The 16707-nt window shown below is 71.9% G+C and carries 14 protein-coding genes and 1 tRNA gene; 4 read left to right on the top strand and 11 right to left on the bottom strand.

Features of this window, described 5'->3' with window-relative positions:
• Nucleotides 1-2: 2 nt before the first annotated feature.
• From ACZ6TV_RS05680 to ACZ6TV_RS05650, 7 genes are all read right to left on the bottom strand, one after another.
• Nucleotides 3-1406 (bottom strand): outer membrane protein assembly factor BamB family protein, encoded by a 1404-nt coding sequence (locus tag ACZ6TV_RS05680; protein ID WP_465295723.1) that lies wholly within the window; start codon nt 1404-1406, stop codon nt 3-5.
• 84 nt (nt 1407-1490) lie between these two features.
• Nucleotides 1491-3443, bottom strand: a complete 1953-nt coding sequence (dxs, locus tag ACZ6TV_RS05675; protein ID WP_465295721.1) for a 1-deoxy-D-xylulose-5-phosphate synthase — start codon at nt 3441-3443, stop codon at nt 1491-1493.
• 75 nt (nt 3444-3518) lie between these two features.
• Nucleotides 3519-4769 carry an ABC transporter substrate-binding protein gene (locus ACZ6TV_RS05670; protein ID WP_465295718.1) on the bottom strand — a complete coding sequence of 417 codons (1251 nt, stop codon included), beginning with the start codon at nt 4767-4769 and terminating at the stop codon, nt 3519-3521.
• A 31-nt stretch (nt 4770-4800) separates the two neighbouring features.
• Entirely contained in the window at nt 4801-6243 is a 1443-nt protein-coding gene (locus tag ACZ6TV_RS05665; protein ID WP_465295716.1) for a hypothetical protein, read from the bottom strand.
• 261 nt (nt 6244-6504) lie between these two features.
• On the bottom strand, nt 6505-6774 hold the full coding sequence (locus tag ACZ6TV_RS05660) for a hypothetical protein (RefSeq protein ID WP_465295714.1): 270 nt from the start codon (nt 6772-6774) through the stop codon (nt 6505-6507).
• 491 nt (nt 6775-7265) lie between these two features.
• Nucleotides 7266-8012, bottom strand: a complete 747-nt coding sequence (locus ACZ6TV_RS05655; protein ID WP_465295712.1) for a type I 3-dehydroquinate dehydratase — start codon at nt 8010-8012, stop codon at nt 7266-7268.
• A gap of 38 nt (nt 8013-8050) precedes the next feature.
• Nucleotides 8051-8827, bottom strand: coding sequence for an RNA ligase family protein (locus ACZ6TV_RS05650; RefSeq protein ID WP_465295710.1), 777 nt, complete (start codon nt 8825-8827; stop codon nt 8051-8053).
• Nucleotides 8828-8914: 87 nt separating this feature from the next.
• Here ACZ6TV_RS05650 and ACZ6TV_RS05645 point away from each other — a divergent pair.
• Together ACZ6TV_RS05645 and ACZ6TV_RS05640 are read left to right on the top strand one after the other, a co-directional pair.
• Nucleotides 8915-8982: transfer RNA gene (locus ACZ6TV_RS05645), tRNA-Ser, on the top strand.
• Nucleotides 8983-9092: 110 nt separating this feature from the next.
• Nucleotides 9093-10640: a vWA domain-containing protein gene (locus ACZ6TV_RS05640; RefSeq protein ID WP_465295708.1), complete on the top strand. Its 1548-nt coding sequence runs from the start codon at nt 9093-9095 to the stop codon at nt 10638-10640.
• 11 nt (nt 10641-10651) lie between these two features.
• On the opposite strand, the gene ACZ6TV_RS05635 is transcribed toward ACZ6TV_RS05640, so the two are convergent.
• Nucleotides 10652-11815 (bottom strand): class I SAM-dependent RNA methyltransferase, encoded by a 1164-nt coding sequence (locus ACZ6TV_RS05635; RefSeq protein ID WP_465295706.1) that lies wholly within the window; start codon nt 11813-11815, stop codon nt 10652-10654.
• Nucleotides 11812-13821, bottom strand: a complete 2010-nt coding sequence (locus ACZ6TV_RS05630) for an APC family permease (protein WP_465295704.1) — start codon at nt 13819-13821, stop codon at nt 11812-11814. Before ACZ6TV_RS05630 ends, ACZ6TV_RS05635 begins: the two co-directional genes overlap by 4 nt.
• A gap of 97 nt (nt 13822-13918) precedes the next feature.
• Here ACZ6TV_RS05630 and ACZ6TV_RS05625 point away from each other — a divergent pair, with 97 nt between their 5' ends.
• Both ACZ6TV_RS05625 and ACZ6TV_RS05620 read left to right on the top strand, forming a co-directional pair.
• Nucleotides 13919-14584, top strand: a complete 666-nt coding sequence (locus tag ACZ6TV_RS05625; RefSeq protein WP_465295702.1) for a potassium channel family protein — start codon at nt 13919-13921, stop codon at nt 14582-14584.
• Nucleotides 14581-15291 (top strand): potassium channel family protein, encoded by a 711-nt coding sequence (locus ACZ6TV_RS05620; RefSeq protein WP_465296128.1) that lies wholly within the window; start codon nt 14581-14583, stop codon nt 15289-15291. Before ACZ6TV_RS05625 ends, ACZ6TV_RS05620 begins: the two co-directional genes overlap by 4 nt.
• Before the next feature lie 220 nt (nt 15292-15511).
• On the opposite strand, the gene ACZ6TV_RS05615 is transcribed toward ACZ6TV_RS05620, so the two are convergent.
• Nucleotides 15512-16234 carry a DUF3159 domain-containing protein gene (locus ACZ6TV_RS05615; RefSeq protein ID WP_465295700.1) on the bottom strand — a complete coding sequence of 241 codons (723 nt, stop codon included), beginning with the start codon at nt 16232-16234 and terminating at the stop codon, nt 15512-15514.
• 6 nt (nt 16235-16240) lie between these two features.
• A complete protein-coding gene (locus ACZ6TV_RS05610) occupies nt 16241-16648 on the bottom strand; it encodes an OB-fold nucleic acid binding domain-containing protein (RefSeq protein ID WP_465295698.1) in 408 nt (135 codons plus the stop codon).
• Nucleotides 16649-16707 lie beyond the last annotated feature (59 nt).

Raw genomic sequence — 16707 nt, 5'->3', positions numbered from 1 at the left:
CGTCATCCGCGCCGGGCCGGCAGCTGCCAGACGGTCAGCCTGCCGACCATGAGGCACGCGAGGGTGTCGCCGTCGGCGCTGCACTCGGGCGGCCCGTACCAGTCCCCGGCCCGGCCGAAGACGGTGACCTGCCCGGTCGCCGGGTCGAGTTCGCCGAGCATCCCGGTGATCGGGTCGACCGGGCGCCACACCAGGATCCGCTCGCCGGACGCCTCCCGGATCAGCCGCCAGCCGGCGACGTCGGTGATGAGCGCGCCGGTCCGCGCGTCGGCGATGCCGAGCGGGGCGGGTGTCGTGGCGTTGTAGTCGTAGGCGCTGACGACGAGCCGGTCACCGGCGGACGCGACGACCTCCGTGAAGCCGGGCAGGCGCCACGCGGGTTTCCCCGTGCCGCTGTCGTAGGCGGCGAGGCCGCGTCCGGAGGTGGTGGAGCAGTAGAGGGTGGCGGTGCACGGGTACAGCCCGTCGTAGACCGCGACGTCGGTGGGGAACAGGGACCGTCCGTCGGCGAGGTCGAACACGATCCCGCCGCGCTGCCCGTCCGGGTAGACGATGGCCCGGTCCGGGAGCCCGGCCGGGCCGACCTGCCAGCCGGCGGTGGTGCTGAACCAGGCCGGCCGCCCCGACCACCGCAGCTGGACGCTCGACCGGACCGCGCCGGTGCGGATGTCCCGGCGGGTCAGCAGCCCGGACGGTTCGAGCTGGTTGACGCCGGTGATGTGCCCGGCCGGATAGCGGCCGTCCCAGCGGAAGTCGAGGACGGCGCCCTCCGGCGGGGTCAGCTCCCAGACCGGGATCCCGGTGCGCTCGTCGAGCACGCGCAGCGGCGTCGGCGGCCCGTCGGAGGCGTGGTTGATGGTCGGGTCCAGCTCCTCGCCGACGGGCAGTTCGACGACCTTCTGCGGCGCGACCTGGTCCTGCACGACGACCAGGCCGTCGCGGCCGCCGATGAGCGACGAGTTGCGCCGCGTCCACAGCTGCTGCCCGTCGGCCGGGTCGAGCGCGGTGATGGTGCTGCTGAAGCCGCGGTCCTCCATGCCGTACTGGACCAGGAGCAGCGCGCCGGGCCCGACGACCGCCGGGTGCTGCTCCAGGACGCCGGGGGTGGTCCACAGCAGCGCACCGTCGGCGCGCCGCCGCCCTTCGATCTGCGGGTCGGTGACGGACTGCCCGAACCGTTCGACGATCAGCAGGTCGCCCACGACGGTGACCCCGCGGACCCGGTCCCTGATCTCGTAGAGGGGGCCGGTGCGCGGTCCGGTGCCGGCGGCGGCGAGCACGCCGAGCGCGACGGCGAGCACCGCGGACACCGCCACCCAGCGGGCCCTCAGCCGCCGTCGCGGCGCCGGCGGCTCCGGGGGCTCCCACGGGCTGCTGAGGTCGAGCTCGATCACCGTCTCGGGCACGTCAGTCAGAGTCGCACGCCCGGCGTCCGGTTGCGCGCCCGCGGCGGATCCCCTCGCGGGGATCCGCCGTCGGTGCGGTGTGCGCTAGCGGCGGGCGCGGGCCGGGACCGCCGGCTGCTCGGCGTCCTCCAGGCGGCTGACCCACTCGGTGACCTGGCGGGACACGTCCTGCGCGGTCAGGCCGATCTCCGCGAGGATCTCGGCGCGGGTGCCGTGGGGGTGCCATGCCTGCGGGACGCCGAGGTCGCGCAGCGGCACCCACACGTCAGCGTCGCGCAGCGACTTGGCGATCGCGTCGCCGACGCCGCCGGTGCGCACCCCGTCCTCGATCGTGACGACGAGGCGGTGCTCGCGGGCCAGGCCGACCAGCTCGACCGGCACCGGACGGACCCAGCGCGGGTCGACGACGGTGACGCCGTAGCCCTGCTCGGCGAGGCGGGCCGCCGCGTCGACCGCGAGGTGCGCGAACGCGCCGACGCTGACCAGCAGCACGTCCTTGCGCTCGTGCTCGCTGAGCACGTCCACGCCGCCGAAGCCGTCGACGCCGCCGACGCGGCGCACCGCCGGGAGGTCCGCGGGGACCGCACCGGTCGGGAAGCGCACGATCGTCGGGCCGTCCTCGATGCTGACCGCCTCGCGCAGCTCCTCACGGACGGTCTGCGCGTCGCGGGGCGCGGCCAGGCGCAGGCCGGGGACCACGCCGAAGACCGCCATGTCCCAGATGCCGTAGTGCGACGGGCCGTCGGGGCCGGTGATCCCGGCCCGGTCCAGCACGAACGTCACCGGCAGCTTGTGCATCGCCACGTCCAGCAGGACCTGGTCGAACGCCCGGTTGAGGAACGTCGCGTAGACGGCGACGACCGGGTGCAGGCCGCCGATCGCGAGCCCGGCCGCGGACGTCGCCGCGTGCTGCTCGGCGATGCCCACGTCGTACGCCCGCTCGGGATACTTCTTCATGAGCTTCGCGATGCCGGTCGGCTCGGCCATGGCGGCGGTGATGCCGACGATGTCGGCGCGCTCGTCGGCGATCGCGACCAGCTCGTCGGCGAAGACGCCGGTCCACTTCACCGCGGCCGGGGCGAGCAGCTTGCCGGTCTCGATGTCGAAGGCGCTGCCGGGGCCGTGCAGGCAGTCGGCCTCGTCCTCCTCGGCGGGCCGGTAGCCGAAGCCCTTGCGGGTCACCGCGTGCACGATCACCGGGCCGCCGAAGGACTTCGCCTTGCGCAGCGCCGACTCGACCGCGGCCTGGTCGTGGCCGTCGACGGGACCGACGTACTTGATGCCGAGGTCCTCGAACATCGCCTGCGGCGCGACCGCGTCCTTGATGCCCTTCTTGACTGCGTGGAGCACCTCGTACAGCGGGGGGCCGACCAGCGGCGTGCGGCCGAGGGAGTCCTTGACCAGGTCGAGGACCTTCTCGTAGCTCGGGTTGAGCCGCAGGTTGGACAGGTGGTCGGCGAGGCCGCCGATCGTCGGGCTGTAGGACCGGCCGTTGTCGTTGACGACGATCACCAGGGGGTTCTTCGCGCCGGCGATGTTGTTGAGCGCCTCCCAGCACATGCCGCCGGTCAGCGCGCCGTCACCGACGACCGCGACGACGTGCCGGGGCTCGCCGCGCAGCGCGAACGCCTTCGCGAGACCGTCCGCATAGGACAGCGCGGTCGATGCGTGCGAGTTCTCGATGACGTCGTGCTCGCTCTCGGCCTGGCTCGGGTAGCCGGTGAGGCCCCCGCGCTGGCGGAGCAGGTCGAAGCCGTCCTGGCGACCGCTCACGATCTTGTGGACATAGGCCTGGTGGCCCGTGTCGAAGAGGATGCGGTCCTTCGGCGAGTCGAAGACCCGGTGCAGGGCGAGCGTCAGCTCGACCACCCCGAGATTGGGGCCGAGATGGCCACCGGTGCGGGAGACCTTGGCGACGAGGAAGTCGCGGATCTCCGCCGCGAGCACCTCGAGCTGCTCCGCCGTGAGGTCACGCAGGTCGCCCGGGTTGCGGATCGAGCTCAGCAGGGTGGCGGACTCGGTCTCTTCAGTGCTCATGGAGCCCAACTCTAACTGGGACGCGCATCAGTGCACGTCGGCCGGATGAATCTTGACAGCTTCCACACATGCTCGTTACCTGGTCACACCGTCTGCGAACTTGACGGTGTCACGATCCTGCACGAACAGCGCCAATGCCGCGTCGACGGCCGCGCTGCGCTTCGTACCGGCGACGACACCATGCGTGAGCGAGCCGACCACGCGGGTGGAGCTGTCGGTCCACTCGGCGATCGCGAGCGCGAGATAGCCGGTGTACTTCGACGTGTCGGCGTCCAGCCGCGCCGGGACGGACCCCTTCTGCGGGTTGAACGCGTCCTGCCCGCTGACCGAGCCGCACTCGATCAGCCACTGCTCCGCGGCCCGCCGGTGCGGCGCCCCTCGCGGCAGCGTGAACGAGTCCGACAGGAAGTCGTAGACCTTCTCCGAGCCGGGGCTCGCCACCACCGAGTAGCCCTCCTGGAACACGAGGTTCCTGGTCCGCAGGTACGCGTCGGCCCAGTCGCCCATCACGTTGTAGGCGGCGGTCCCGGCGACGACCTTGTCCAGCGCCGGCTGCCAGTCACCGGCGGCGGTGGCGAGGTCGGACTGGTCGAGGATCTTCAGGAACAGCGCGAGCGCCTCCTGGACCGGCGCGCTCTTCCAGTCCGTCGCGCCGTTCCAGAGGCCGGTGTACCCGTCCGCGCCCAGCTCGCCGAGCAGCACGCACTCCAGCAGGTGCTTCTGCGTCCAGGCGGGCCCGATCGACAGCGGCAGGACGCCCCGCTCCTTGAGCGCCGCGGCCTGGGCCAGGAACTGCGACCAGCTGGCCGGCGGCGTCAGCCGGTGCGCCTTCAGCACCGCCGGGTTGAACCAGAGCAGGTTCGCCCGGTGGATGTTCACCGGCACCGAGTAGATCCTGCCGTTGAAGGTCAGCGCCTCGACCAGGCCCTTCGGCAGCCGGTCCCGCCAGCGCTGCTGGTCGTACAGGTACCGCACGTCCTCGACGTAGCCGGCCTCGACGTCGCTGTCGAGCTCGAGGCCGGCGTGCGTCTGATACGAGTCGGGCGGGTCGTCGTTCTCCAGCCGGGTCGCGAGCACGGTCTTGGCGATGGTGCCCGCCCCGCCCGCGACCGCGGCGTTGTCGAACTCGATGCCGGGGTTGCGCTGCCGGAAGTCGGCGACGAGCGCCTCCAGGCCCTCCTTCTCGCCGGGCCCGGCCCACCAGGAGAAGACCTCCACCTTGCCGGACCCGTCGTCGGCGGTCTCGTCCGCACTGACCGCGCAGGCGGGCAGCCCGAGGACCGCCAGCCCGCCGGCGACGAGCAGGTTTCTCCGGCTATATCCCACTTTTTCAGTATCTTCGCCGTTCGCGACGGCGTCAGCGGTTCGGCGGCATCCAGTCCTCGTCGGGCCCCTGTCCCGGCTGCTGCCCGTGTCCGGGCGGCTGCTCCTGTACCGGCTGCTGCCCCGCCACTGGCTGCTGCTGCTGTGCCGGTGGCTGCTGCTGCCCCGGTGCTGGCGGCTGCTGCCCCGGTGCCCACGGCTGGGCCGGCTGTCCTTGGAGGCCGGCCTCGTCGGCCAGGGTCGCCGTGGTGAGCGGCTCGGTGCGGGCCCGCAGGTCCGCGTACGTCGTCAGGGTCAGCGGGGCGGTCAGCACCGCCGCGGACCGCGCGATCAGCTCCGCCAGCACCGTGCCGACCACCAGCGCGACGATGTACCGGGTGTCGACCGTCCCCTGCCCGCCGAGCGTGACCGACGGCCCGCCCGCGGCCTGCACGATCGAGCTGATGAAGAACCCGACGACCCCGACCGCGATGCTGATGCCGGCGATCGTCGCGATCCGGCTGATCGACGAGCCCAGATCCTGGTGGAACAGCTTGAAGCAGCGGCTGATCGCCGACGCGCCCCGCTCGAACGTCACCACCACCGGCAGCAGCATGAACACCGCACTGAGGTAGATGATCGGCACGATGCACGCGCACAACCCGGCCACCATGATCAGACCTGCCAGGATCTGCCAGCCGAGCAGCGGAAACACCCTCCGCAACGCCAGCCCCAGCGCCGCACCGAGCCGCGGCTGCAGCCCCGCCGCGACCGACACCGCCACATGGTTGCAGGCGATCGCCACCGCGAACGTCACCATGATCGCCAGGAACGCCCCGACGAACGTCAGCCCGAGCGTCGCGAGCAACGGCCCCAGGTCCGGCGTGACCGCCTGCCCCGTCTCCGGGTCGGCGGTGACCCCCGGGCCCGGCAGGTCCTTGGTCAAGTCCAGCACCAGCAGCGCCTGCGGCACACTGAACAGCAGCGACACCAGGAACCCGATGAACTGCAGCACCGCCAGCTGCCGCCACCCCTGCTTGACGACGGCGGTGCTCCGCCGCCACCAGCCCGCGTAGTCCGGACTGATCAGCGGGTCCCCGTCCCCGATCTGCCCCGGATACAGCCCACCGGCCGGTGCCGCCGCCTGATAGATCGCGTACGCCTGCGACGGGTCGTACACCCCTGGATACGGCGCCGACTGGCCGTACCCACCCGTCGGGTACTGCGGCTGCGCCCCGTAGGCATACCCGGGATGCTGCCCGTACGGCGTGGGGACCCCGGCTCCTTCCCCGGGGGCCGCCGGCCTGATCCCGGGCATCCCCGCGCCCGCGCCGGACGCGGCGGTGTCCTGCGGCGGCTCGGCGGCAGGTGCGGCGGCGGGTGGATCGGTGTCCTCCGGCGGCGCGGGCTTCCGCAACTGCCCGGGCTCCACCGGTGGCACCGGCTCGGGCGGCTGGGCCGGACCCGTGGACTCGTCGGGCCCCGGGGGCTGGGTCATGGTTCCTCCGTATCGCGGACTGCGCCGGGCGGCACGACACAGAAGATAGGGCCACGCGGCCCGAAACGCCGCCCCCACCGGCGCCGAACCTTCCCCCGGCGCTCACCCGGACCGGCGCCGGCCGCCTCCCCGCCGCCGCCACGGGTCCGCCGCCGGCCAAGGAACCCCGCGCCACTTCCTCATGATCCGGAAGACTTTGTGCAGCCAGAGGTACACGAAGTCTTCCGGATCACGGAAAAAATGGTCTGGAAGAGGCGATCGTCAGCCGAGCAGCCCGGAGTAGACGATGGTCAGGACGAAGCCGGCGACCCACAGCCCGCCGCACCACCAGGTCAGCCGCACCTCGGTGGCCCTGTCGTCGGTGCGCAACGCCTTCACCGCGACGAGTGCGGCCGTCACCATGACCGCCAGGCTGGCGATCCAGACGACCCACGCGGCCGGTCCTCGCTCGACCTTCGGCCCGTCGCCGTCGAGCCCCAGCACGAGCCTGATCAACGGCACCAGGAACAGCACCGTGAACGCGATCGTCACCTGCGCCACGGTCCGCCGCACCGGCCGCCACTGATCCCGCCGCGACCGGTCCTCGCGACCCTCCGAAGACGCAGCTGAAGACCCCGCCGCAGACCCGGCATCAGACCCGGCCGCAGACCCAGCCGCAGACCCGGCCGCAGATTCTGCCGCAGATTCTGCCGCAGATTCTGCCGCAGACTCCGCAGACGACCCGGGCAAAGACTCCGCCGAGGACCCGGGCGCAGACTCTGCAGACCCTGCCGAGGAGCACGCAGTGGCGTCCGCAGACCCGGCCGCTTGGCCCGCCGAGGAGCCCACTGAAGGCTCCGGGCGCTGCGACGACGGCTGGGACGACGACGCCTGCAACGACGACGGCGACTGCGGCTGCGACAACAACGGCGCCTGCGAAGAGTGCGGCTGCGACGACGGCGACGGCTGGGACGACGGCGGCTGCGACGCGGGGTCCGGTGGAGTCGGCGGCACAGGGCGGGGCGAGGGCTCGGTCGGCTCGGTCACCGGGACTCACCCGGCCCACCGGACCGCCGCCGGGCGGCGAAGCGGGGCGAGAACAGCTCCAGCAGCCGCACCGTCTCCTCGAACGGCAGCTGCCCCGGCGCCGGGCGCCCGCCGATCGCCGAATAGGTGATCCTCGACCCGAGCACCGGCAGCATCAGCCGCGAAGCGGCCCCCTCGGCGCCCATCGCGATCGCGATCACGCCGCGGTGCTGGTGGCGCAGGGTGAACTCCGTCAGGGTCCGCAGGTCGTCGGGGCCGTGCGCCATCGTGCTGACCTTGACCAGGTCGGCGCCGGCGGCGAAGCCCTCCTCGGCCAGCGCGTCGAGGCGCGCCGGGGAGGGCGTGGCCGTGAAGTCGTGGTGGGACAGGATGACGAGGGTGCCGTGCGCCCCGGCGGCGGTGACCACGCCGGCGCGGATCTCGGTGGAGGCCAGCTCGACGTCGACGGCGTCGACCTCGGGCACGAGCGCCTCGTAGAGCCGCAACCGCGAAGGCTCGTCACCCGCCCAGTAGCCCCCCTCGTCCTTGGACCGGACCGTGGCGAGGGTCGCCGCGCCCGCGAACGGCCGGACCTGGCTGAGCGCGTGCCCGGGGTCGGTCGAGGCATACCAGTCGACGCGCAGCTCGGCGACGTCGACGCGCAGGTCACGGACGAGCGCCGCGTCCCGCCCGGCGTCCTCGTCGCCGAAGCTGACCGCGACCAGCGGCACCCCTTCGGCGAGCCGTTCCCGCAGCTTGGACATCCCCAGCAACCCCCACTCGACGAGCGACTGGGGCGAGTCTACGTGCGAGGTACGACAACCCTGCGCAGCGTCCGCTGGTAGTCCTGGAAGCGCGCCTTGGCGATCACCGACCGGTCCGGTGCCCGCAGCACGATCCCCTCGGCGCGGCCCGCGACCCCGCCCAGCCCGACCAGCGTGGCCGGCAGCGACGCGGTCAGCAGCTCGTGCATGTCCGCGATCGCCGTGGGCAGCGACGCACCGGGCCGGTGCCACAGCCGCGGCGTCAGCGACAGTCCGGCCGCCGCGGCGAGCGCCACCAGCGCGTCCTCGGGCACCCAGGGCTGGCCGCCGGCATCGCGCCACGCCGAGATCCGCGGCCCGGGCCACGACAGCGGTTCCTGCCAGCCGGCCAGGTCGATCACGTCGAAGAGCCGCCACCCGAAGTGCGTGGGGTCGCTGGTGTACTGCTTGGCCGCCCCGCCGACCTTGCCGCCGTAGAGCTCCATGAAGTACACGCGGATGCCGTCGCCGGCGGGCAGCCGCTCAGCGATCGGCCTGAGCTGCTCGACGATGCCGAGTGCCGGGTTGCCGATGAGGTCGCCCTTCGCGTACAGGAGCTCCTCCCGCGATCCGATGAGGTAGGTGCCGTCGGGCAGCAGGACGACACGGCTGTTGGTCCCGTCGACCTTCTCCGTCGCGATGACGTCCCCGGGGAACACCGTGGCGGGGTCCGTCAGACCCCCGTTGCGGGGATCCAGGGTGTGGTACGTCGGGATCGACGGGTACTTGGTCAGCGAGTTGAGCAGCCGCAGATCGACGGCACGGACATCGAACATCGCCACATCATCGGGCCGGAAAATGGCGAGCGTCACGTGAATATCCGCTGCTACGGTTCCCGGCACAGATGTTCCGCCGTGGTGGCCCGGTGCGTAGGCGCCGGATACTTCGACTGTTAATCGAGAGGTCGCAGGTTCGAATCCTGCCGTCCCGGCCCTTCGGGACGTAGCTCAGCGGACAGAGCACTTTGTGCCGGCGCCGCCTGGATCTCGGGTCACCACGACGGGACATCTTTGTCTTTCGACACAAGGAAGGTGATCCCGGATGGCGAAGTTCAACCTGAAGACCGCGCGTGCGCAGCGGCGCCCGGACGGCGTCACCTACCAGGGCGGCCCGGGCTACTCGCGCGACCTGAAGTCGGAGCTGTTCCTGCTCGCCGTGGCCAACATGGTCGGCGAGCAGACGTTCTACGAGTCGGCCGGCGACCGCGACCGGCGTTTCCGCGAGCTCGTCGGCGCCGCCGCGGTCCAGGACCCGCTGTGGACGGCCCGGTTCCTGCGCTGGCTGCGCAAGGGCGCCAACCTGCGCAGCGCGTCGCTCGTCGGCGCCGCCGAGTACGTCCGGGCGCGGCTCGCCGCCGGCCTGGTCAACGGCACCGGCGAGCACCGCCGGGTCGTCGCCGACGTGCTGCAGCGCGCCGACGAGCCGGGTGAGCTGCTCGCGTACTGGACGTCGCGTTACGGCCGTGCCGTGCCGAAGCCGGTGAAGCGGGGCGTCGCCGACGCGGCCGTCCGGCTGTACAGCGAGCGCAACCTGCTCAAGTACGACACGGCCAGCCACGCGTTCCGCTTCGCCGACGTGCTCGACCTGACCCACCCGTCCCCGGCCGGCGCCGCGCAGGGCGATCTGTTCACGTTCGCGCTCGACCGCCGGCACAACCGGCCCGAGCCGCGCGTGGCGGAGTCGCTCACGATGGTCGCCGCCAACGCCGCCCTGCGCGGCGAGGCGGCCCGGGACCCGTCGGTGCTGCTCGACCCCGAGCGGCTCCGCGCGGCCGGCATGACCTGGGAGGACGCGCTGTCGCTGGGCGGCTCCCGGCTGCCGAAGCACCTGCTGTGGGAGGCGCTCATCCCGTCGATGGGCTACATGGCGCTGCTGCGCAACCTGCGCAACTTCGACCAGGCCGGCGTGTCCGAGGCGGTCGCCGAGCGGGTGGCGGCGAAGCTCGCGGACCCGGACGAGGTGGCGCGGTCGCGGCAGCTGCCGATGCGGTTCCTGTCGGCGTACCGCGCGGCGCCCTCGCTGCGGTGGGCGTGGGCTCTGGAGCGGGCGCTGAACCAGAGCCTGGCGGGCATCCCCGAGCTGCCCGGCAGCACGCTGATCCTGATCGACACGTCGGGCTCGATGCACTCGGTGTTCTCCAAGGACGGCACGCTCATGCGGTGGGACGCGGCGGTGATCTTCGGGCTGGCGCTCGCGCTGCGGTGCGAGCGGGCCAAGGTCGTGTCGTTCTCGACGCGGACCACCGTGTTCCCGGTCGAACGCGGCGAGTCGCTGCTGCGCGGGATCGACCGGTTCAAGGCGAAGGGGCACTTCCACAACGGCGGCACCAACACGGCGTCGGCGGTGCGGGAGCACTACCGCAAGCACAGCCGGGTGGTGATCCTGACCGACGAGCAGGCCTCCTACGACGGCAACGTCTCGACGTCGCTGCCGGAGCACGTGCCGCTGTTCACGTGGAACCTCGCCGGCTACCGGATGGGCCACACCCCGCAGGTGCGCAACCGCTGGACGTTCGGCGGCCTCACCGACGCGGGCTTCACGATGATCCCGCTGCTGGAGGCCGGCGAGCGCGGCCAGTGGCCGTTCTAGCCCGGCACGCCTCAGCTCCGCACGAACAGGCCGATGGTCTCGAAGTGCTGGGTCATCGGGAAGCTGTCGAAGGCGCGGACCTGCGACAGCGAATACCCGAGACCCAGCAGGAGACCGGTGTCCCGGGCGAACGCGGCCGGGTCGCACGCGACGTAGGCGATGGCGCGCGGCGACCTGGCCGCGATCGACGTGACCACCTCGCGGCCGGCGCCGGCCCGGGGCGGGTCGAGCACGACCAGGTCGACGCTGCGCCAGCGCGGGTTGGCGAGCGCGGCCGTCACGTCGTCGTTGACGAACCGGATGTTCGCCAGGTCGCGCAGCGCCTTACGGCCCGCGGCGACGGCCCGGCGGTCGCCCTCCACGACGGTGACGGGACCGCAGTGCGGCGCGAGGGTGGCCGCGAAGAGGCCGACACCGCCGTACAGGTCCCAGGCCCGCTCCCCCGCCGCCGGTCGCAGCATCTCCAGCACCGTGCCGGTGAAGGTCTCCACGGCGTGCGGGTGGACCTGCCAGAACCCACCGGCGTCGACGCTCCAGTCGTGGCCGGCGGCGACCTCACGGATCCGGACGGGCGGGCCGGTCAGCCGGCCGCTGCGGCCGGCGCGGGTCAGCACCGCGGTCTCGCCGCCGGACGCGGCGACGGCCTCGACGGTCGAGCCGGCCGGCCAGCGCTCGGACGTGACGGGCAGGGCCTGGATCGCCGGGTGCGCGATCCTGCACCGGTCGACGGGGATGACCTCGCCCGACCGGTGGCGGTGGAATCCGGCCCGTCCCTCGTCGTCGACGGCGTACTGCACCCTGGTGCGCCAGCCGAGCGCCCCGCCGGGCAGGGCCTCCACCGGTACCGACGCCGGGAACGACGCGAGCCGGGCCAGCTGCTCGGTGAGGACCTGCGACTTCAGCCGGCGCTGCGCGGCCGGGTCGGCGTGCTGCCAGTCGCAGCCGCCGCAGGCGCCGGGGCCCGCGAACGGGCACGGCGGGATGACCCGGTCCGGCGACGGCAGCAGGATCTCGACGGCGTCGGCGCGCAGGAAACCCTTGCGTTCCTCGGTGACGCGCGCGAGGACCCGCTCCCCCGGCAGCGCGTGCCGGACGAAGATCACCCTGCCGTCGTGCCGCGCGACGCAGTGCCCGCCGTGCGCGACGGCCCCGACCTCGAGCTCGAGGACCGTCATTCGGCCGGTGTCTCAGGTGCGCGGCGGGGGCCGCGCTGCGGTCCGCGGGTGAAGGCGGCGTCGAGCTTGGCCATGTCGACGTCGTCGATCGAGCTGAGCTGCCAGGGGACGCTGGTGACCATGACGCCGGGCTCGAAGAGCAGCCGGCCCTTGAGCCGCAGCGCGCTCTGGTTGTGCAGCAGGTGCTCCCACCAGCGCCCGACGACGTATTCGGGGATGAAGACGGTGACCACGTCGCGGGGCGAGTCGCGCCGCTTCGACCGCACGAAGTCCAGGATCGGGCGGGTGATCTCGCGGTACGGGCTGTCGACGACCGTCAGCGGCGCGGGGATGCCGCGGCGTTCCCACTCCTGCTGCAGGTTGCGAGTGTCGTGGTCGTCGACGTTGACCGTGAGCGCGGTCAGCGTGTCGGGGCGGGTGGCCTGCGCGTAGGCGACGGCCCGCAGCGTCGGCCGGTGCACCTTGCTGACCAGGACGACAGCGTGGTTGCGCGACGGCAGGACCGGCCGGTCCTCGGCCGGCATCAGCTCGCGGGCGACCGTGTCGTAGTGCTTCTTGATGCCGACCATCAGGAAGTAGATGACGATCATCGCGATGATGGCGATGTACGCGCCGAGCAGGAACTTCGTGATGAGCACGACGACGAGCACGGCGCCGGTCATGCTCAGGCCGATCATGTTGATCGTGCGGGACCGGATCATGCGCGACCTGGTGCCCTTGTCGCGGACGGTGCGCAGCAGCCGGTTCCAGTGCAGGATCATGCCGGCCTGCGACAGCGTGAACGACACGAACACGCCCACGATGTACAGCTGGATCAGCCGGGTGACCTCACCCTGGAAGCCGATGATGAGGACCATCGCGGCGAGCGCCAGCAGGATGATGCCGTTGGAGAACGCGAGGCGGTCGCCGCGGGTGTGCAGCTGGCGGGGCAGGTAACGGTCCTGGGCGAGGATCGAGCCGAGCACCGGGAAGCCGTTGAACGCGGTGTTGGCCGCGAGGAACAGGATCAGCGCGGTGATGACGGCGACGACGTACAGCATGATCGAGCCGGACCCGAAGACCGTCTCGCCGAGCTGGGTGGTGACGGTCTTCTGCACGTAGTCGTGCGGGCCGGAGGTGATCTGGCGGGCGGGGTCCTCGACGTACTGCAGGCCGGTCTTGCGGGCCAGCAGGATGATGCCGAGCAGCATGGTGATCGAGATCGAGCCGAGCAGCAGCAGGGTCGTCGCCGCGTTCTTGCTCTTCGGCTCCTTGAAGGCGGGCACGCCGTTGGAGATCGCCTCGACACCGGTGAGCGCGGCGCAGCCGGAGGAGAAGGTGCGCAGCAGCAGGAACGCCATCGCCCAGCCGGTCAGGTTGGTCTGCTCGGCCTCGATGTGCAGCCCCGCGCTCGGCGCCCGCAGGTCGTCGCCCAACACGAAGATCTTGAAGAAGCCCGTGAGGATCATGCCGATCATCACGATCATGAAGCCGTACGTGGGGATCGCGAAGGCGCTGCCCGACTCCCGGATGCCGCGCAGGTTGAGCGCGGTCAGCAGGGCGATCGCGATGATCGCGATGGCGACCTTGTGGGTGGCGACCCACGGCACGACCGACCCGAGGTTCGCCACGCCGGACGCGGTCGACACGGCGACCGTCAGCACGTAGTCGACGAGCAGGGCGCTGGCGACCGCGACACCGAAGCGCGGCCCGAGGTTGACCGAGGCGACCTCGTAGTCGCCGCCGCCGGACGGATACGCGTGCACGTTCTGCCGGTAGCTGGCGACGACCGTGAGCATCACCACAGCGACGGCCAGACCGACCCACGGGGAGATGAAGAACGCCCCCGCACCGGCGATCGACAGCGTCAGCAGGATCTCGTCGGGGGCGTAGGCGACCGAGGACAGGGCGTCGGAGGCGAAGACCGGCAGTGCGATGCGCTTGGGCAGCAGCGTGTGTTTCAGCCGGTCCGAGCGGAACGGTCGGCCCAGGAGCAGCCGCTTCATCAGGGAGGTGGGACTGGCCACGACCGCTAAGCGTACGGGTCGCACGCCTGCCGGATACACCGGTCCGGCCCGCGCATGGCATCCTCAACACGAGTGCCGCACACATCGGAGGCGTTACGTGCACGTGGTGATCATGGGGTGCGGACGCGTGGGGTCGACCCTCGCGCTGAGCCTCGAACAGCGCGGACACTCGGTCGCCGTGATCGACTCCGACGCCGACGCCTTCCGGCGCCTCGGCGGGGACTTCACCGGCGCGACCGTCACCGGCATCGGCTTCGACCGCGACGTGCTGCTGTCCGCGGGCATCGAGCGGGCCGACGCCTTCGCGGCGGTGTCCTCCGGCGACAACTCCAACATCATCTCCGCCCGGGTCGCCCGCGAGACGTTCGGCGTCGAGCGGGTCGTCGCGCGCATCTACGACCCGAAGCGCGCCGAGGTGTACGAGCGGCTCGGCATCCCCACGGTCGCCACGGTCCGGTGGACGGCGGACCGCATGCTGCGCCACCTCGTGCCCGAGGGCAACGTGGAGATCTGGCGCGACCCGACCAGCACGGTCTCCATCATGGAGATCCCCATGCACCCCGACTGGATCGGCCGCTCGGTCGGCGACCTGGAGGCCCGCAGCGGCACGCGGCTGGCGTATCTGATGCGCTTCGGCCTGGCGATGCTGCCCACCGCGTCGACCGTGATCCAGGACGGCGACCTCCCGTTCATGCTCGTCACCGACGAGATGGTCGCCGCCGTGACGAAGGTCACCGGCTCCGCTCCCGAAGGGGGACACTGACCATGCGGATCGCCATCGCCGGGGCCGGCAACGTCGGCCGCTCGATCGCCACCGAGCTCGTCGACAACGGTCACCAGGTCATGCTCATCGAGCGGGTCCCGCGCATGGTCCGCCCCGAGCGGGTCCCGGCCGCCGAGTGGATCCTCGCCGACGCGTGCGAGCTGTCCTCCCTGCAGGAGGCCGACCTCGCCTCCTGCGACGTGGTCGTGGCCGCCACCGGCGACGACAAGGTCAACCTCGTGGTGTCGCTGCTGGCGAAGACCGAGTTCGCGGTGCCGCGGGTCGTGGCCCGCATCAACCGCGCCGAGAACGAGTGGCTGTTCAACGAGCAGTGGGGCGTCGACGTCTCCGTCAGCAAGCCCCGGCTCATGGCGGCGCTGGTCGAGGAGGCCGTCTCCGTCGGTGACCTGGTCCGCCTGATGACCTTCCGCCAGTCGGAGGCCAACCTGGTGGAGATCACGCTGCCGGAGACCGCGCCGTATGTCGGCCATCCCGTCCGCGACGTGCCGCTGCCGCACGACTCGGCGCTGGTCGCGATCCTGCGCGGCAAGCGGGTCCTCGTCCCGACGCCCGACGACCCCCTGGAGGCCGGCGACGAGCTGGTGTTCGTCGTCACGTCGGAGATGGAGGACTCGGTGCGCGCGGTGATCCTCGGCGCCGACTCGGTGGAGAACACCCGCAAGAAGCGCGGCCCGCAGTTCTTCTGACCCGCTTTTCATGATCCGGAAGACTTTGTGCACCTATGAGTGCCCAAGGTCTTCCGGATCATGGGCGATGGGTGATCGCGGCCGGGACGGCCGCGGCTGGGCCACTACCGGCGGCGGGAGAGGTCAGGCCCCCTCGGGGCCTGACCGGCCGCTGACGGGAGCAACGGGCCTCGGCCACGGCGGACCGGAGCCATGAACCGCCCCGGCGACCAGCGGCGCGTCAGTCCGCCGGGCGGGCCACCTCATGGGCGGCCGGCTGGCGGGCGGGCTCCTCGGCGGCGGGCTCGGTGCTGCGGATGATGCGGCGGGCCTGCCAGACCGTGAGGGCCGCGAGCAGGGCGTAGGGCGGCCAGCCGAGGGCGAGCCGGGCGATGCCCAGCAGGTCGTCGGCGTTGTCGCGCCACAGCTGGATCTGCACGCCGAGCTTCGCGAGGTAGACGACGGCCCAGAGCACGGTCAGCCACCCGAAGGCGCGCAGCAGGCGGGGGTTGTCGCGCCAGCGCGTGCCGCCCTTGTCGAGCATCACCGACCAGAGCCAGCCGACGAGCGGCCGGCGGAACGCGACCGAGGCGAGCATGCCCGCCGCATACACGCCCGTCAGGACCATGCCGGGCAGGTAGATGTCCTTGGCGTCGCCGCTCTTCCACGCCAGCCAGGCGCCGATCGCGATGCCGAGCACGCCGTTCATCGCGTGGCGGATCGACTCGCGGCGGCTGAGCCGGTAGGCGGCGATGGACAGCGCGGCGGCGACCGCGATGATCAGCGACGTGCGCAGCGGCCACCAGCCGAAGTGGTCGCCCAGGAAGTTGACCACGATGAAGAGCGTGATCGGGATGCTCGACTCGACGAGCCCGCGCACCCCGCCCAGCTGCTCGGACATCTGCACCGAGAAGGGTGGCAGTGGAGCTTCGGAGTCGGCGTCCGTGGTCTTACCTGGCTGCATCCGGCCTCATCTGGGTGAGTCGAGCTCGTAGTACGGGTTGTAGAGCACCTTACGGCCGTCCCGGACCGCGATGCGGCCTCTGGCCGTGATCGCTCGACCCGGCTCGATGCCCGCGATGTGCCGGCGACCCAGGAAGACCAGGGTCACCAGGTCACTGCCGTCGAAGAGCTCCGCTTCCAGGGTAGGCAGGTTGGTCCGCGGCGTGTAGACCACGGTGCGCAACCGGCCCTTCAGGCTGACGACCTGACCGCGGCGGCAGGCGAGGGCGGGCATGCTGCCGCACTGCTTGGCGTCGCGTTGCAGCTCCTCGGCGTCGAGCTCCGCCTCGCTGGCGGTGAGGCGGCGGAAAAACTTCCGCAGCCCCCTCGCCTGCACGGCGGACGGATCGACGTCTCTCTCACTGTCCGTGGTCATGATGTCGGTGCCACCCTCCTCGGCCAGACATGACACCCACTACGACGGTACAGCTCATG

This window comes from Dactylosporangium sp. NPDC051087, assembly GCF_055586325.1.
This window is presented reverse-complemented; position numbering and strand designations above follow the sequence as displayed.